10 protein-coding genes and 1 pseudogene are annotated in these 17,705 nt (G+C 60.9%); 3 read left to right on the forward strand and 8 right to left on the reverse strand.

Features of this window, described 5'->3' with window-relative positions; genetic code table 11:
* Positions 1–68: 68 nt before the first annotated feature.
* From HY011_28630 to HY011_28660, 7 genes and pseudogenes are all read right to left on the reverse strand, one after another.
* On the reverse strand, positions 69–1,331 hold the full coding sequence (locus HY011_28630) for an HDOD domain-containing protein (protein MBI3426914.1): 1,263 nt from the start codon (positions 1,329–1,331) through the stop codon (positions 69–71).
* Positions 1,332–1,556: 225 nt separating this feature from the next.
* Positions 1,557–5,202 (reverse strand): annotated as a pseudogene (locus HY011_28635) (efflux RND transporter permease subunit).
* A gap of 22 nt (positions 5,203–5,224) precedes the next feature.
* Entirely contained in the window at positions 5,225–5,713 is a 489-nt protein-coding gene (locus HY011_28640) for a hypothetical protein (protein ID MBI3426915.1), read from the reverse strand.
* 349 nt (positions 5,714–6,062) lie between these two features.
* Positions 6,063–7,295, reverse strand: coding sequence for an efflux RND transporter periplasmic adaptor subunit (locus HY011_28645; GenBank protein ID MBI3426916.1), 1,233 nt, complete (start codon positions 7,293–7,295; stop codon positions 6,063–6,065).
* A gap of 101 nt (positions 7,296–7,396) precedes the next feature.
* Positions 7,397–8,227: a TolC family protein gene (locus tag HY011_28650; GenBank protein ID MBI3426917.1), complete on the reverse strand. Its 831-nt coding sequence runs from the start codon at positions 8,225–8,227 to the stop codon at positions 7,397–7,399.
* Positions 8,224–8,643, reverse strand: coding sequence for an STAS domain-containing protein (locus tag HY011_28655; GenBank protein MBI3426918.1), 420 nt, complete (start codon positions 8,641–8,643; stop codon positions 8,224–8,226). The genes HY011_28650 and HY011_28655 overlap by 4 nt, the downstream gene beginning before the upstream one ends.
* A gap of 241 nt (positions 8,644–8,884) precedes the next feature.
* A complete protein-coding gene (locus HY011_28660; GenBank protein MBI3426919.1) occupies positions 8,885–9,139 on the reverse strand; it encodes a hypothetical protein in 255 nt (84 codons plus the stop codon).
* A gap of 335 nt (positions 9,140–9,474) precedes the next feature.
* Between HY011_28660 and HY011_28665 the strand changes: the two genes are divergently transcribed.
* Positions 9,475–10,350, forward strand: a complete 876-nt coding sequence (locus HY011_28665; GenBank protein MBI3426920.1) for a sugar phosphate isomerase/epimerase — start codon at positions 9,475–9,477, stop codon at positions 10,348–10,350.
* Positions 10,351–10,439: 89 nt separating this feature from the next.
* Positions 10,440–12,038: a prolyl oligopeptidase family serine peptidase gene (locus HY011_28670; GenBank protein MBI3426921.1), complete on the forward strand. Its 1,599-nt coding sequence runs from the start codon at positions 10,440–10,442 to the stop codon at positions 12,036–12,038.
* A 117-nt stretch (positions 12,039–12,155) separates the two neighbouring features.
* On the opposite strand, the gene HY011_28675 is transcribed toward HY011_28670, so the two are convergent.
* Positions 12,156–15,230 (reverse strand): CHAT domain-containing protein, encoded by a 3,075-nt coding sequence (locus HY011_28675; GenBank protein ID MBI3426922.1) that lies wholly within the window; start codon positions 15,228–15,230, stop codon positions 12,156–12,158.
* Between the two features lie 196 nt (positions 15,231–15,426).
* Here HY011_28675 and HY011_28680 point away from each other — a divergent pair, with 196 nt between their 5' ends.
* Positions 15,427–17,550: a S9 family peptidase gene (locus tag HY011_28680; GenBank protein ID MBI3426923.1), complete on the forward strand. Its 2,124-nt coding sequence runs from the start codon at positions 15,427–15,429 to the stop codon at positions 17,548–17,550.
* Positions 17,551–17,705 lie beyond the last annotated feature (155 nt).

Below are 17,705 nucleotides of genomic sequence, written 5' to 3' on the forward strand. Positions count from 1 at the left end.
CGGTCCCAACACAATGGCGCTGTATGCAACCGCCACTTCCGCTTTTAGCAGAGAATTTCCGGCAGCATTCAATTCGCCGCCAGTTCGTGCGCTTGCTCAACGATAACGGCGAGGTTCGCCAGCAGGCTGGCAGCGGCAGCGGCATCCAGGCCCAGGCGTTGCGCCGCCGGATGCGCGGCCAATTGCTCCGGGCTAAAGGTCAAGAGCGCTTCCTCTAAGGCGGCGCGTGGCATCCCCAGGGCAAAATCGGCCAGATAATCCGCCAGGGTCGTGATCGGAATATATGGGTTTTCGGTCTCCAACCCTTCGACGCAATGGTGATACGCCATCGCCTGAATGACGGTCGCGGGCAATTGCCATTTTTCGCCGACCAGACGGCCAATAGAAGGGTGGAAGTCCTGTACGACCTGTTGAATCATCAGGGTCGGAAAGGGGCCAGAGCGCGCATCGCGAATCAAAATGTCCTGGATCACCGAATAGAGAACGTTCATGCCGAAATCCATCATCAACCCGCACAAAAACGCGACATTGCGTTCCAGCCGCAGCTGCGCCGCCAACGCCCGCGCCACAAAGGCCGCCGTGGCAGAGTGCAGCCAGAGACGGCGCTTGTCTTCGGCAAAGACATCACGCCCCAGACGGCGGGCTTGCAACGAAGCAGCCAGCACGATGTTGACGACCTCATCAGCGCCCAGACGTTGCAACGCCGCCGCCAGCGAAACGATTTCACGTTCGGCCCGCTGGCGGGCTGAATTGGCATAGCGCAAAATACGGGCGGCGACCGCCTGATCGGCCAAAATCGCATTGCCGAGATCGCGCAATGAGTAGTTGGGCTGCCGGGTCAATTCCAGCACGCGCGCCGCCAATGGCGGCATGGCGGGCAGGTTGAAATCTTCCCGCATAATGTGGTCCATGATTTTGAAGCGTAAGGTTTCGGCGGGATTCAGCAAACCGGCGGAATGGCCAACCGTCGCCACTTCGTCCAACCTGGCTGCGACTGGCGGCTGGACAAGCGGGCCAGTGGCCCGGCGCAAGATCGCGTCAGCCGCGAGGCGCAGATTGACGACTGACACCCACAACGGCAGTGCGCCTTCGTCAAAGGCAAACCGGCCCACGGGCCATTTGAGCACCGCGTTAAACGCACCCATCACTTTTTCCGGGTTATCCAACACGGGATGATTGCTGGCCGCAGCGGCGGCGATTTCCCCTTTCGCAAAGAAAATCTCGATGCTGTAATTTTCCCGTGTCACTTTCAACGAACCGGAGCGCTGGTTAAGCGCCAGCCATTGCACAAGGTCTGACAAAGGCAGGATATGAATTTCTCCCTGAATCATACGGTTCAACGCTGGGGAACTGGTGAATTACGGATGAGCAACCGCAGGGCGGCTAGTGGAATTACCGCTGAAAGTTGCCGAAAAACATGCGCAACAGGATGCTTGGCACTGACGTTCGTGAGTTGCGGCCTGGAACCGGATTAAAGCGCAGAAAGATTCCGAAAAGCAACCATTATTTGCCGCATTAATTCGTGGTAGATTTCGCCGGGCCTTCGGCCAACCGCCTCAAGCTGTTTGATCGTTGAATTTCGGCAACGCGCCACTGACCAGGCGGCCCGATAAAAGCGGCAAGCGGCCGGTCGCGCTTTTCTCCCAGCGAATCCATTTCAGGTCGAGCACAAAGATCGCATACAGCGCAGGCACCAACAGCTTCGTCACATAATTCGCCAGAATCAGCCCGCCGATTTGGGCGTAACACAGCCCTTCCCACAACGGCCCGCCGTGCATGGCCAGGGGAATCAGGCCAAAAACCGTTGCCCCTACGGTAATCATCACGGGCCGCAGGCGCACGACGCCAGCATCCAACAACGCCTCGGTCAGTGGCGCGCCCTGTTCGCGTTTCTCTTCGACAAAATCGAAGAGCACGATCACGTGTGAGACGATTACGCCGATCAGGCTGGCGATACCCAGGAAAGCCATAAAGCCAAAGGGCACGTCCGCCAACGCCAGCGCCGCCAGTGCGCCCACCAGGCCGAACGGGATCGCCGAAAAGACCAACAGCGGTTTGAGCGCATGTTTGAACTGCAACACCAGCGCCAGAAAGATCGCCAGCACCGACACCAGCAACACGACGCCCAAATCCTGGAAGCCTTTGAGCCGCTCTTCGCGTTCGCCGCCGATTTCCAGCGTGTAACCGGGCGGCAGCGTTTGCGCGAAATCGTCGAGTTGTTTTTGCGCCGCCTTGAAGACTTGCGACGGCAAGACGCCAGGCACGGGCACGCACGAGATAGTGATGGTGCGGAATTGATTGCGGCGCACCAGCTTGGCCGCCTCCATTTTGTAATCCACGCGCGCAAGCTGCCGCAGCGGCACTTTGTTCGCGTTTTGTTGCGCGTAAACATAGAGGTTTTGCAAGTCGGACAACTGCGCGCGTTCCACCGCCCGCAGCCGCGCCACGACGGGGATTTGCTGTTCCCCGTCGCGCAGCGTCGTCACGCGCATGCCATTGATCCCCGCCGCCGAAGAAGCCGCCACATCCAGATTCGACACATTCGCCAGATTGGCGCGGTCGGCATTGACGTTCAGATTGGCGGTGAAACTTTCGGCGCCCCAATCGTCGCGGATGCGGTCGGCTTGCGGGATGGCGCGGAAGATGGCTTTGACCTTTTCGGCCTGCGCGCGCAGGGTCGCGCTGTCTTCGCCCGCCAGACGCACGGCGACGGGAATGCCGACGGGTTTGCCGTTTTCGAGTTGCCGCACGTCCACACGCGCGCCGGGGATTTGCGCCGACAGCGCCTGTTGCAAGGGCGCGACCAGTAGCGCGGTGTCGTGCTTGTCGTTCACCTGAATCACGACTTGCGCGTAATTCAACTGCGGCTGTTCGGGCGCGGCGGAATACCAGAAGCGCGGCCCGCCGCCACCGACAAACGACGTGAGCGAATGCAGCACATCCCGGCCCGCGTGTTCTTTGCCGTAACGCGCGGCCACTTCGCGCACGATGGCTTCGGCTTTGCTGGCCGCATTGTTGGTCGCCGCGAGCGGCGCGTCTTCGGGCAGATAAATGTCGAGGTACGAGAGGTACGACAAATCCTTCGGGAAAAACTCCGTGCGCAACTGCGTCACGGTCAAGCCGCCGCCCACCAACAACAACGCCAGCGAGGCCAACACGACCTTGCGCCGGTTCTCCAAGGCCCAGATGCCCGCGCGGTAATACAAGCCTGAAAAGCCGCGCGCGCGTTGTTCGGTCAAGGTGCGTTCCGGTTGTGCGCTCGGTTTCAGCAGGTGATAGCCCCGCAGCGGAATGAAGGTCATCGAAACGATGCGCGAGGCTACCAGCGAACACGCAATCACCACGGGCAAACTGTAAATGAATTGCCCCACGGTGCCGCCCACCAACAACAGCGGCAGATAGGCCACGATGTTGGTCACCGTCGCATAAAAGATCGCCTGCGCCAGTTTCATCGGCCCCAGCCAGGCCGACATGCCACGCGGTTTGCCCGCCGCCAATTCGCGTTTGATCGCATCGCTGGCCACCACCGGATCATCCACCAACAAGCCCAGCGCGATGATGAGCGAGGCAATCGAAACCTGCTGCAAATCAAGGCCCAGCAGGTGCATCAACCCGAAGGTCAGCGCCAGCGCCACCGGAATCGAAAGCGCCACCAGCGCCGCCGAACGCCATTCGCGGAAACCGATAAAGGCGATGATGACGACGAGCAAGATCGCTTCCCACAGGCTGCGCATAAACAGGCCGATGCTTTCCTTGACTTGCAGCGGTTGATCCGACGTGCGCGCCAATAGCAAATCCGCCGGCAGTCGCGGTTGCAAAGCGGCCAGTGCGGTGTCTACGGCTTGACCGAAGGCGCCGATCTGTTCGCCCGCGCGCATCTGCACGGCCAGCGTGATGGCGCGGGTGCGTTGCCATGGCCCGCCGGCGTCGCGCCAAGTGTAGTAGTTCAAAAAGCGCGGCGGGTCTTCGTACCCGCGCGACACGTCTACCAGATCGCGCGCATAGACCGGCAAGCCATTGGCCGAAGCCGTCACTACCGCGTCGCCGATTTCGCGTGCGCTCTTGAATTCGCCCGAAGGATTGACGGCCAGGTTCTTGTCGCCGATTTCCAGCACCCCGCCCGGCGCGGCGCTGTTGCGCGCCCCCAGAACTTGCCCCAAGGCCGCCGGTTGCACGCCCAAGGCCGCCAGCCGCTCTTGCGAATAATCCAGAAAAACGCGCTCGGCCAGACGGCCCGTGCGTGTGACTTTCGACACCAGCGGCACGGCCTGCAAGGTGCGCGCGATCAGGTCGGTGTGGTCATCCAATTCGCGGTAACTGTATTTGTCGGGCGCGGCGGCGCGCAGTTTGGTTTCGGTTTCTTGCAGATCACGGATCATGACCGGTTGCCACAGGTCGGGTTGAAAGCCTGCAACTGGCAACGCTTCGCGCAAGCTGTGTTGCGCGGCGGCGATCAACGTCGCGTCGTCACGCCCTTTGTCTGCAATGCTGGCGAGATCAAAGCCGATGAAGCCGTTGCCGGTGAAACGGCGGACTTCGCCGCTGATGCCTGTGGCGTGCAACGCGCGCGCGACGGCTTCCTGCGCGGCGTTGACGTGGCGCGGCGTGGTGGCGGGTGGCAAGCCGATGACCAGTGCGGCGCGGTTCTCGGCTTTGTCAGCGCGTGTTTGTTCAATCACCTGGCGCACGGCGCGCGCGTTGCGCGACGACCATTTCATCGGCGCGCGGACTGGCGACGGTCAGCATCAGCGCCGCCGTGTCGCCGAAATCCTTCAAGAATTCAACCGGCCCCGCGCCCGGCGGCAGGTCGCGGATGCTGTCGAGCTTTAACCGAATGTCGTCGAATTCCTTGCCGATGTCTTTGACCTTTTCGTCGAGCGATACGTAAACGATGGCCGCGCCCGTGCGCGCGCTGGCTTCGATTTTTTCGACGCGCGGGTTGAGCGCAAGCTTGGCTTCGAGCTTGCGGACGACTTGCTGTTCGATGCGTTCGGCGCTGACGCCGGGCCAGGCGCAGATGGCGACGGCGCGGCGGATGGCGACTTCGGGGTCTTTGCGCTTGGGCATCGCGTGGTAACTGTACGCGCCCCACAACAACGTCACGACGAACAGCACCCACGCGATGTGACGCGTCTCGGTAAAGAAGCGCGCGGCATTGGGTTTTTCGAGCAAGGCTTGGGTACCGTGATTGGAATTGGACATGATGATTTCTCCCGTCAGCAGCTTAGTTTCCGTCGTAGAGCTTTTCCGCAGGCGCTGGCGGCACGTCCCGCAAGTTTGCCCGCTTCGCCTTTACCTTGCGCGCCAATGCTTTGTCGGGCAGGATGACGAGCGACCCTTCCAACGCATCGCCTGAGACCTGGAATTGCCAGAGGCCGTGCGTACTGCCAGCCGTGAATTCGCAGGAAAGCGTTCCTTTCGTTTGGTCGTATTGAAACTCCAGCGCGCCCATCGGCACTCTCTCTCCGTTGATGATCTTATCCGCCAACAACCGCATGACAGCGGGCTTGCCCGCGACCGGCACGAAGCGGTAAACCACGACTTCATACTTACAGGCCGGGCGGTTGCCGGCGCAGACGGATTCGCCTTTCCAGGTGCCGGCGACCGATGGCGCGTTGGCCGTCTGCCCCAGTGCGGCAGCGGCGTACGCCGCCAGCAGCATTGCGCACAGGCCAGCCCGTTGGCTGGTTGTTTTCATCGTTTGCCAAACCATAAGACCTCCAAAGATGTTTTGTTCTCTCAAGCCGAACGCTAAAGCGAAACAACCGCCAGCGCTACACACAGCGTTTACCGGCCCCTGCGGGCGCAAGCGTTCAGAGTTCCGCCTTTAGGCGGTCAGCGCGCCGCAGGCGCGTCAAACAAGGCGCTACGCGCCTGACCGCCTAAAGGCGGAACTCTGAACGCTTGGTTGCCACGGCTCAGCTTTCGACCAACGTTTCAAAGAGCCGGTTCAGCGCGGAAGCGCAGCGATGAGAGCCAGGAAAAGAAGCTCTCCTTCCTTCTCCCTTGGAGCGGTCTGCCTTCGCTGCGCCTCCGCGCTAAACCGGCTTCAGCCGCGCTGTTTATTCGGTGATTTGCACTGGCTCGCCTTCACTCACGACCGTCGCGCCGTTGCTGACGACTTGTTCACCGGCCTGCAAGCCTTCGACGATTTCGATCAGATTGCCGAAGGCCGCGCCCAGCTTGACCGCACGCCGCCGCACCATCTGTTTGCCTTGTTCATGCGCGACGACCAGCACGGCGTAACTTTCCGTCTGCGCGCGCACAATCGCGCTGAGCGGCACGACCAGACGCGGCGCGGAGGCGGGCGCATTGGTTTCGGGCACGACCAGCGTGGCGATCATGCCTGCGCGCAAGGCGGCGGGTGGCCGCGCGATGGTCACTTCGACCTCAAAGACGCGCGTGCGCGCATCCGCCGTCGCCCCGATGCGCGTGATGCGTCCTCTTAACTCACCCTTGGGCAGTTCCTCATTCGCCAGCGCCTCGCAAGTCAGTGCCAGTTCTACGCCCAGTTTCAGATTCGTCACGGTCAGGTCGGGCACGGCGAAGACGGCCTTGACCGCGCCGGCTTCGGCCAGCGGCAGCCTGGGCGCGCCGGGCGCGCCCAGGCTGCCTTCTTCAAAGTTGCGGCGCAGCACCAGCGCGTCAAGGGGCGCGCGCAAGACGGCGTCGCCCTGCGCCAGTTGAGCTTCGCCAATGACGGCGCGGGCGCTGTTGATCTTGGCCGCTACGACCTGGGTTTGCGCGCGCGCGGCTCCGACTTTGGCCTGGGCCAATTCGGTCTTGGTCTTGGCCGCGTCGAATTCGGGGCGCGTCAGGCTGTCGGCCTCAAACAGGTTGGTCGCGCGTTCGAGGTCGCGTTGGGCCTGGCGCAAGGCGGCTTCGGTCTCGGCCAGTTGCGCCTGACTGGTGTCGCGCGCGGCCTGGGCTTCGTTCAGTTGGGCCTGTGCGCCGTTGACCTTGACGGTGAAATCAGCGGCGCGCAACCGCGCCAGCACCGTGCCGCGACGAATCCAATCGCCTTCCTGCACGGCGCGCAACCGGCCATCGGCCCCGCGCACCTGCAACAGCTCTTGCAAATAGCCGCCGTGTTTGAAGGCCAGTTCGAGCTGTTGTGCGGGGCGAATCGTCGCCGAATAACGCGCGCCGCTGCTTTCGGCATCGGGCGTGTATGGTTGAACGGCCTGCACGCGCACAGGCGTGAGCGGCTTTTCGTAGGCTTTGGCGTTGCGGCAACCGACGGCGGCAGCGGCGGCCAGCAACAGCCATAGCAAACTGCAATAATTCGATTTCATTTCCTCTTTCTCCTTTCCCACGAAGACACACGAAGGATCACGAAGAGCATTCAACCAGCTTCGTGCTTCTTCGTGTGGCTTCGCGGGAAGATGCTTTGGGCTTATTCGCCGATTGCTTTTTCAAAGTCGGCGCGCGCGGTCAACAACGCCAGCAAGGCCTGTTGATATTGATGATTCGCGTCGGCGACGGCGGCCTGTGTTTGCAACACGTCTTTGAGCAGCGCCGCTTCCTGTTTGAATTTATTGCTCGCCACGCGCAGCTTTTCCTGCGCGGCCTGTTGCGCGATTTGCACGACGCGCAGCAGCGCGCGCGCCTCTTCCAACTTGCGGAAACGCGCGTTCACGTCCAGCAACACCTGCGCCTCGGCTTCGCGCAAGGCGTTGTCGGATTGCGCGAGGCTCTTTTCGGTTTCGGCCAGTTCGCGGCGCTTGCGGCCCCAATCGAAGGGTTCCCACTTGACCGCCACGCCCGCGCCGAAGACCTGCCGCGGCAGCACCGCCGTGCCCGGCGGCGCGAAATAGCCCATGGTCAAACTCACGTCGGGCAGCCGTTCGGCCTGGCGCAAACGGCGCTGCAACTCGGCCTGGCGCTGTTGCAGGCGCGCCGCACGGATTTCACTGCGTTCGCCGAGCGCGCGGTTCTGCGCCGCCTCCAGGCTCAATTCATACAGCACGTTTTCGCTGACGTTGACCACGCTGAATTGCGTGCGCAGATCGCGGCCCAGCACGACGCCGACTTTGAGGCGCAACGCTTCGGCGAAGGTGGGGAAAGTTGGCCAGACTGGCTGCTCACGTTGCGTCTCCGGCGCGAAATAATCGCCGGGATATTCCGTCGTAACGGGCGCCAACGCCGCGGCAGGCGGCCCTGCCGGGGACTTCACGGCTGGCGTTGCCGTGAAGTCGGGCAGTTCCATTTGAACCGTCGTTCTCATTGCGCCCTCCTTGCTGGCGTAATCCCGCCCGCGCCGCGTGGATGCAGACTGTTCAAAATGTTGACCGGCAGCATCTGTGTGAACAGCACGCCGCTCAACGCCTCTTCGCGCGTCGCATAGATGCGGAAGACCAAGGTCAAGCCGGCCAAATCGAAAATGCGCTGAACGCGCTCGTTCAAAGAGTGAAAGGCCATGCGCCCATTGGCATAAGTGATTTGTTTGAACGCGCGCAACAACACGCGCAAGCCGCTGGTGCTGATGTGTTCGACCTGGGTGCAATCAAAGACCAAATGCGTTTCGCCCTGGGCAATCAGCCGCAACAACTCGGCTTCAAAGTTTTTCGGCATGCTCGTATCGAGTCTTCCTTGCAATTGCAGGCAGAGAATCGTTCCCAATTTGCCGGATGTAATTTGCATTGCTCCCTCCTTCGCGTTTCTGCGGTTGAGAAACGTCTGTATTTTTCCTTCCGCCTAACATGCGTAAAAACCGGCGCGAATTGTGTGCGCGCCGCAAAATTTTTCTTGCTGTAAATTTTTCGGTGACAACGTAGGGGGCAGACCTGGGTGTCTGCCCCGGTGGCAGCAGACGGAATCGAAGGTATCAGAGGCGACCGGGGCAGACACTCAGGTCTGCCCTACGTTGTCATCACCGGATTTTTTACAGGAAGAAATTTTCTCGCTGTAAATTTTCCGGCGCTGGCAAAGAATCGAAAGCCCCTGGGAGCGCGGGCAGCCCCAATTCTTTTACAGCAAGAAATTTTTCTGCTTCGCACTCCCCACTGGCGGCAAAGCAAAAAACACCACAACCAAGTTTTATTGAGATAAAAACCAATCCGGACGTGCCCACCCGGTTGGCGCGTGCGCAAGCCGAACGTGGCCTCAATGGTTTTCCAGCGGCCTGAAGAACGTTCAAAAAGTTGCTAGTCCTACCGGATTTTGTGGTTTGAGCGTTTTCCAGCGCCAGCGGCGCGAAATGTTTATAGCAACTAGGCGCTTAGCTCCGTTAGGAGCGACATCTGAGAGGCAGATACCGCCCCGCTGGGGCTCGCGTGCTCTTTCGCACTCCCACTATAAACATTTCGCCCCGCTGGGGCTGTCACCACAAAATCCGAGGTGATCAGAAAAGTTGCGAAAAACGACTGGCAGGCAAAGGGCTTATGTTTCGCAGGGCTGGGCTGTAATTTGGCGACGCGGCGGCGTATCATCCGCCTCTATTTTCACCACCACCAACGAGAGGAAACCCGATCAATGAACCGACGCGACTTTATCCAATCCACTGTCCTGACCACGACCTTGGCGGCCTTGCACACCACGCCCGCAGTGGCCGCCAAGGTCAATTGGCCCATCGGCTGTTTCAATCGCCCCTGGACGAAATGGAGCTTTGACGAAACCTTGAAACAGACCAAAGCGGCGGGCTATCAAACCACTGGTTTGCTCACGACGACCAGAGACGAACCGTTCATCGGCGCAGCAGCTACGCCCGAATATCTGACCAAGCTGAAAGCGCGCCTCGCCGCCAACAGTTTGAAAGCGAACATGGGCGCGCTGCGTTCGCGCCACAACATCCCCCTGCAAGAATCCATCAAAGAAGTGCGCCAGCAACTCGATAACGCCAAGTTCCTGGGCCTGCAATTCGCGCTCACGTTCGGCGTGGATAAGCCGGAAGAGTACGAGCATTACTACAAGGTAATGAGCGAGGCGGCGGCTTATGCGCAGGACAAAAAGATTAAGCTGGTGATGAAACCGCACGGCGGCGGCAGTGGCGCTTCGGAAGAGATTCTGCGTTGCATCAACGCGGTCAAGCAACCCAATTTCAAAATCTGGTACGACGCGGGCAACATCATCTACTACACCGGCAAAGACCCGATTGAGGAATTGAAACCCATCGCGCAACACGTGACCGGTTTTTGCGCCAAAGATTGCGCGGCAGTCAAAAGCGACGTGATGATTCAATTCGGCGCGGGCAAAGTGGATTTCGCGGGCGTCTTCAAAACGCTGAAAGCCGCCGGATATAAAGGGCCGCTGATGGTCGAATGTTGCAAACTCGGCGCGACGCCCGAAGAGACGACCGCCAACGCGCGCGCCAATCGCGAGTTTCTGGAGAAAGTGCTGGCGGCGGTTTAAGCGTTGCTGTTTGCCACGGGCGCAAGGCTGAGCGTAGGATGCGCCTGTTTCCGCTTCCCAAACACTTCCTAACACTGAGGTCACCAACCATGCGACAAATCAAATTCCGCATCATTGCCACGTTGCTTTTCGTGCTGCTGCTGGCGCTGCCTGGTTATGCCCCCGCTTACGCACAGGATGCCAGCCAAGTGTTGCGCACATCGGTCGGCTTCCGCACCGTCAAAAACACGGCGCAAATGGATGAAGCCACGCGCCAGGCCGTCACCAACCTGGAAAAGCAGGCGCAGGCTGCCAACGCCGCGCAAAAATACGGCGAGGCGCTCAAACATTACGCGCACGGCATGGTGTTGATGCGCAAACAGGAATGGACGCCGCGCCGCGCCTTTGAGACGGCGTTGCAGCTCAAGCCGAACAAGCTCATCTTCGATCCGGGCGAAATCGCGCATATCAAAGTCACGCAAACGTTCGCGCTCGATGAACCGCTGTCCGGCAAATTCACGCTCACGCTGGCGCTCTCGCAAGCGCGCACACAACCCGGTGTAACTACCAGCGTCAGCGCCGCACCGCCCCCAGTATTGAAAGAGCTGAAAACGCTCAAAGAGGTCGCGGCGGATTTCAGCAAGGAATTGCTGCTTGAAGCCGTCTTGCCGCAGGCGGGCGACGGCAATTACCAATTGCTGCTCACGCTGACGCCGGTCGAGGGCGCGCCCATCGTCAAACCGGCCAGCATTCGCATCGAGCGCGAGTTGAACGCCAAAGCGAATCAACTCAAGGCGCGCATCGCCGCCGTGCGCACCGATTTGGAGCAGCGCAATCAGGATGTCAATCATCAGGAATTGTTGCTGGCGTTACCGCGCGCCGATTACACGGCCTTGCTGATTGATATGGTCAACGACGGATCGTTGCCGCTCGACCGCGTGGCATGGGCCAGCGAATTCGCCAATGCACATGCCATGCTCGACCAGATCAGTAAGGGCGTTAATCCGCTCAAAGGCAAACGCGGCGACATCCCCTGGGCCTACAATTCGGCGGTGGATAACACGGTGCAACCCTACCGGCTCTTTGTCCCGGCCAAGTACGACGCCAAACAGAAATGGCCGCTCATCGTCGCGCTGCACGGCATGGGCGGCGACGAAAACAGCTTTTTCAACGGCTATGCCAAAGGCGCGATCAAAGAAGAGGCCGAGAAACACGGCTATCTGATTGTTTGCCCGAAAGGCCGCGGCTCGGCTTCGATGTACCTGGGCGCGGCGGAACGTGACGTACTGGACGTGCTGAAAGAGGCCAAACGCCAATTCAACATTGATGAAAATCGTGTGTATTTGATGGGGCATTCGATGGGCGGCTACGGCACCTGGTCGGTCGCGGTGAACAATCCCGAACTGTTTGCCGCACTCGCGCCAATTTCAGGCGGCGGCATTCCGCCCGTCGTGCTAGGTCTGAAAAAGATCGCGCACGTTCCCTGGATCGTGACGCACGGCGATAAAGACCCGACCGTCTCGGTCGAAGAATCACGCAAGATGGTCAAGGCGGGCAAAGACCTGGGCATTGAAATCAAATACAACGAAGTGCCCGGCGGCGATCACGGCAGCGTCGCGGTGCCCGCCTTTCCGGAAATCTTCGATTGGTTCGACGCCCACAAACGCCAGCCCAAAGCGGCGGTGAAAACGGCGGGCAGCGGGCAATAGACCCGCCTCTGGGTACGCAGCGCTTCCAGCGTGCGGGCTTGGCGTCAAACGCAAAAATGCCGGAGATTCGTTCGTTCGCTGCCAAATCCGCACGCTGGAAGCGCTGCGTACCCAGGTTCAGTTCGCCGCGCCCACGGCGACAAAGCCCGCCCAATAAAACGGGTGCCGATAAGGGCCGCGCAACAGCTTCAACGCCGCCGTGCGCAACGCGGCGGCTTTCGTGAGAGTGCCGGTCGCGGCGGAAGCCTGGCGCAATTGCCGGTGGAATTCGATCATCAAGGCGGTGGTCGCGTCCGCATCCACTTGCCATTGGCTGACGACGACGGTCGGCGCGCCCGCGATAAAGAGCGCCCAACTCAAGCCCAGCACGCCTTCGCCGGGAATGACCGCGCCGCGTCCGGTTTCGCAAGCCGAGAGCACGACCAGATCGGCGCGCAAATCCAGCTTCATCAACTCCCATGCTTCCAACAAGCCATCTTCGCTGTTGCCGGGTTCGCCCGCACTGACCGGGCCTATTACGCCAGCAGTGTCTTGCGCGAGCACGATCTGTGAATAGAGCGGCCCGGCATCGTTGAGCAACCCGTGCGCCGCCAGATGAATGACATCAGCGTCGGCGGCTTCGGCCTTAAACCGGTCTTCGCGCGCGGCGGCGCCGGTGTAAATGCGGCTGTGCGCCGCGCCGTAAAGCCGCGCGAGCGCTTTCACTTCGGTCTCGGCTTGCGGCAACGCTTTGGTGGGCAGCGCGCGCAACGCGGCGGCGGATTCGCCCATTGATGAGGTTGCCGGTGTGGCGGCGGTAGCGGGCCAAGCCGGATTGCCGAGCGCCAGCAAGGTGGCGTCGTGCGGGCGCGGCCCACGCCGGGCGCGCAGCTTTTGCATCTCGACCAGCACGGTCAGCGACGGCGCGCGGGCCAGCGTGAAATCTTCGAGCAGATAACGCGGCTTGCCCGCGCCGCCGGTTTGGCGCAAGGCTTCAAACGGCAATTCCCAAAGCGCGTTGTCGGGCACGAGCACGAGTTGCGTTTTGCCGCGCAACAGCGCCGCCGCCGGTTTGAGCAATTCGTCGTAAAGCTGCCCGGACATGGCGACGAAATTCAAATTGCGCGCAGCCAGCAAGGCGCGGAACTCGCGCACCCGCATTTGCACCTGCGCGCCCGTCAGCGGCAGTCGGAAGACTTGCAACGCGGGTTGCGGCGCGCGCGTGACGACGAAGAGAAACGTCTCGTGATCGCGCACGACATATTCGAGCAGCGCCGTGCGTTCATCAGGCAGCAGCGCAGCAGCGGTGGCGAGCGTGAAAGGCGGCGGCATGCCGCGTTGCACACGCAGGTCGGGATGCGCGGCGAAGAGCGTGTCTTGATTGGTTTCATAAGCGAGCCGCGCTTCCGCCAACTGCGCGTCCAGTTCGCTCAGGCGCGCGGCGGCGGGTTGCGGGCGCATCTGTTCGCGCTGGCGCTGCACATTGAGCGCGCTCATGGCTTCGTTCAAGCGGCGCTCTTCAACGCGCTCAGTTTCAGTCATGGACTTGCTGACATCGGCGCGCCCGTGCTGTAGCAGGTCAAAGAGCACGCGCGCCTTGGCCTGTTCGGCATAGGCCAGCGCCTCAACCGGCTGCGCTTCGGTGAGGGCCAGACTCATCAATTCAAAGTAAGGCAGCAGGCGGTGACGCAGAAAGCGCGGCTCGGCCAATTGGCCGCCGCCGAGTTCGCCGCGCATCGCTTCGAGCAGGGCGAGCGATTTGTCGAGCATCTGGTGCGCTTCATCCAAGCGCTTCAGGCTATGCAGCGCAGCGCCTGCCACGGCGTAATCAAACCAGAGTTCGCCACCCAGTTTCTTTTCTGCGGTCAGCGTGATTGCCCGCTCGAACATGCGTAAGGCGTCGGCGGGGCGGTCTTCGAGATAGTAATACATCGCCAGATTGCCGTAGGCGCGCAGCCGTTTGTAGGGACTGCCGGATTGTTCGGTCAGCGCCAGGCTTTGCTCGAACAGGCTCCAGGCTTCGACTTTTTGCCCGCTGTCGTAGGCGATCTCGGCCAGATGCTGCACGGCTTCGGCGCGCAGGTCGCCGCGTTTGAGCGTATCGGCAAGCTGCAACGCCTGCTGATACTGAGCGCGCGCGGCGGCGTGTTCGCCTTGCGCTTGATAGACGCTGCCGATGTTGATGAACAAGGCGGCCAGCGCGGGCGTTTCGCCTGACTGTTGCTGGCTGGTCTGCGCCTGACGATAGTATTCGAGCGCCTTGTTGAAATCGTTCAAGCGGTAATAGAGCAGGCCCAGATTGGTGAGCGTGTAATTGAGCGCGCGCTGATCGCCGGCGGCGCGTTTGAGCGGCAGACTCTTTTCCAGATAGTCCTGCGCCGCGCCCAGGTTGTTGCGTTCCAGTTCGACGGTGCCAAGTTGGTTGTAGAACATCCCCAACAAGCGCCGCTCCTGTAATTGTTCGCTCAACGCCAAGCCGCGTTGGTAAGTGGTCAGGGCCTCGTCGAGCAAGCCGCGCGCATACAGGATGTCGCCCAGGTTGAGCCGCACGCCCGCACGGGCTTCCTTATCGTCGAGCCGGTCGTATAGCGCCAAGGCACGTTGTATGTAATCTGTCGCCGCGTCGAGCCGCCCCATCCCGCGCGTGACGACGGCTAGCCCGTTGAACAAACCCGCCAGTTGCTTTTCATCGCCCAGCGGTTCGGCCAATGCCAGCGCGGCCTGGTAATCGCGCAAGGCCTCGTCACTGGCGCCCAGCAAACGTTTGACTTGCCCTAGCCCTTGCAACGCCCGGCTCTCGCTCGCACGGTCGGCGGCGGCGCGCGCGAGTTCGAGGCTCTGCCGGTAAAACTCGGCGGCCTGTGGATAGCGCGCCAGATCGTATTGCAACTGGCCCAGCCCTCTGAGGCAGCGCGCTTGTCCGGCTTTATCCGCCAGCCGCCGCGTCACGGCCAGTCCGGCGGCAAAAGCAGCTTCGGTTTGCGGGTGGGTGCGTTGTTTTTGCGCCGCTTCACCGCGCTGCAACAATTCAGCGGCGAGCGCGGGCGTAAGCGCGGCGGGATGCGCGGCGAGCCAGGCCGCGCGCGCGGCTTCGTCTTTAGTGGCGAGCAGGACATTGGCGCATTCGGCAACACTGTCTTGCGCGAATACAGCCGGTGAACAGATAAATAGCAGGGTGAACAGAACAAGCAGGAACCATCGGTCAGGGCGCATCGAAACACTCCGGGTAGCAGATGGAAATGGTCACGCGGCGGGGCAAGCAGGTGAGGCCATTGATTGGGTGTGTTGGATTGTGGTTGTTCTCCGCGCGGCGCGCATCATACGCTATCCGGGCAGGAAGCGCGCATGATTTTTTATTGCTATACTCGCACCCGCAATTTCGCAACCCGCCTTAAAGTTGGAGGACTTTATGAAGCTTTCGATCAAACTACCCGCTCTGCTATTTATCCTTGCCGCGCTAAGTTTCACCGCGCTGGCCCAAGCCAAACGCCCGCTCACCTTCGACGATCTGATGGCGATCAAGCGCCTGAGCGAAGCGCAGATTTCGCCCGACGGCGCGCGCGTCGCTTACGTCGTCGGCGACGTGGACAAGAACGCCAACCGCACCAAACGCGGCATCTGGGTGGTGCCGACCAGCGGCGGGACGACGCAACCGTTTATCACGTCGGACAAGAATGATTTCTCGCCGCACTGGTCTGCCGACGGCAAGTGGCTCGCCTTTCTTTCGACGCGCGATGGTGCGCCGCAGATTTACGTCGCCAGTGCCGATGGCAGTGGCGCGCGCAAAGTTACCGCTGCGCCCGAAGGCGTGAGCGAATTCATCTGGTCGCCGAATGGCAAGCTGTTCGCCTTTACGACCGATGTTTATCCCGATTGCGCGTCGTTCAATTGCGTCGCCAAACGCGCCGAGGCCGAAGAGAAATCCAAGGTCAAAGCTGTCATCGCCGATCATCTGCTTTATCGCCATTGGACAGAGTTCAAGCGTGGCAAGCGTTCGCACCTGTTCGTCGTTTCGTCAGAGGGCGGCGAGCCGAAAGATTTAACGCCGGGTGATTTCGACACGCCGCCGTTTTCGCTGGGCGATCCGACAGCTTTCGATTTCGCGCCCGATTCCAGCGAAGTCGCCTTTGCGCGCAACACCGAAAAGGACGAAGCCATCAGCACGAACAATGACCTCTTCATCGTTTCGGTCAATGGCGGCGAGCCCAAGCGCATCACGACCGCGAATGTCGGCAGCGACACGACGCCGCGTTATTCGCCCGATGGCAAATGGATCGCCTATCGTTCGCAAGCACGCAACGGCTTCGAGGCGGATCGCTTCCGCCTGATGCTGTATGACCGCGCGAAAGGCACGGCGCGCGAACTCTCGCTCAACTTTGACCGCTGGGTCGAAGACCTGTTGTGGCTGCCCGACAGCCAGCGCTTGATCGTGAGCGGGCAAGAGCGCGGGCACGAAGTGTTCTGGTCAGCCCCGCTCAACGGCGACAAGTTCGCGTTGCTGGTCAAAGACGGCTCGAATGGCGGCGCGAATGTTTCCGCCGATGGCAAGACGCTGGTCTTCACGCGTTCGAGTTCGGCCATGCCCGCCGAAGTCTTCAAGGCGAATGCCGATGGTTCCAGCGTGATGCAATTGACCACGGCCAACGCTTCGCTGCTCGCGCAACTCGACCTGACGCCCGCCGAAGAGATTGAATACGACGGCGCGAAGACAGCGGTGATGCGCACAGCCAAACTTGGCAAAGTCAAAGCCTCGTCCGACATCGGCCCTGGCAAACCGTCGCGTATTCACGGCTTTATTTACAAACCGCCGCAATTCGACCAGTCGAAAAAGTATCCGATGGTCTTGCTCATTCACGGCGGCCCGCAAGGCGCGTGGATGGACAATTGGGGCTATCGCTGGAACGCGCAGATGTGGGCCGCGCGCGGTTACGTTGCGGTCACGCTCAACCCGCACGGCTCGACCGGCTACGGCCAGGCGTTTACCGAACAGATCAGCGGCGAGTGGGGCGGCGCGGTGTATGACGACCTGATGAAAGGCGTGGATGCGGTGATCAAACGCGGCTACGTTGATCCGCAACGCATGGGCGCGGCGGGCGGTTCGTATCGCGGTTATATGACCAACTGGATGATGGGCCATACGGATCGTTTCAAAGCCTTCGTCACGCACGCCGGCGTCTTCAGCACGACGAGCATGTATGCGACCGAGGAACTCTGGTTCCAGGAATGGGAGTTCAAGGGCACGCCCTGGACGAACCCTGAGCTTTACGCCAAATGGTCGCCCGCCGCGCACGCCGCCAAATTCAAAACGCCTACGCTGGTCGTGCACGGCGAACTGGATTACCGCGTGCCCATCGGCGAAGGCTTGCAACTCTTCAGCACGCTGCAACGGCGCGGCGTCCCGTCGAAGCTGCTCTACTTCCCCGACGAAGGCCATTGGGTGCTGAAACCGCAGAACAGCGAGTTGTGGTACAAGACGGTGCTCGGCTGGTTCGATCAGTGGTTGCAGCCGAATGCGGCGACGGCATCGCGGTAGTCTAAAATTTCCGACTTCACCTATACGGCCTGCGCGCGTGTTTTGACCGCCGCAGGCCGTTTCTTATTTTCCCTTTCTCGCCCTGTGATTTTCCGGGTTGACACCTCAGCTAACACAACATTATTATTGTGTTGCTTCCGTGCCTATGGAATGTA

It is taken from the genome of Acidobacteriota bacterium, assembly GCA_016196035.1.
Lineage (GTDB): Bacteria > Acidobacteriota > Blastocatellia > RBC074 > RBC074 > JACPYM01.

What these genes read in the sequence shown, in the direction of transcription:
- HY011_28675 (MBI3426922.1), bottom strand. Translation starts at nt 15,230, where the DNA reads ATGCGCCCTGACCGATGGTTCCTGCTTGTTCTGTTCACCCTGCTATTT.
- HY011_28630 (MBI3426914.1), bottom strand. Translation starts at nt 1,331, where the DNA reads ATGATTCAGGGAGAAATTCATATCCTGCCTTTGTCAGACCTTGTGCAA.
- HY011_28670 (MBI3426921.1), top strand. Translation starts at nt 10,440, where the DNA reads ATGCGACAAATCAAATTCCGCATCATTGCCACGTTGCTTTTCGTGCTG.
- HY011_28680 (MBI3426923.1), top strand. Translation starts at nt 15,427, where the DNA reads ATGAAGCTTTCGATCAAACTACCCGCTCTGCTATTTATCCTTGCCGCG.
- HY011_28645 (MBI3426916.1), bottom strand. Translation starts at nt 7,295, where the DNA reads ATGAAATCGAATTATTGCAGTTTGCTATGGCTGTTGCTGGCCGCCGCT.
- HY011_28650 (MBI3426917.1), bottom strand. Translation starts at nt 8,227, where the DNA reads ATGAGAACGACGGTTCAAATGGAACTGCCCGACTTCACGGCAACGCCA.
- HY011_28655 (MBI3426918.1), bottom strand. Translation starts at nt 8,643, where the DNA reads ATGCAAATTACATCCGGCAAATTGGGAACGATTCTCTGCCTGCAATTG.
- HY011_28640 (MBI3426915.1), bottom strand. Translation starts at nt 5,713, where the DNA reads ATGGTTTGGCAAACGATGAAAACAACCAGCCAACGGGCTGGCCTGTGC.
- HY011_28665 (MBI3426920.1), top strand. Translation starts at nt 9,475, where the DNA reads ATGAACCGACGCGACTTTATCCAATCCACTGTCCTGACCACGACCTTG.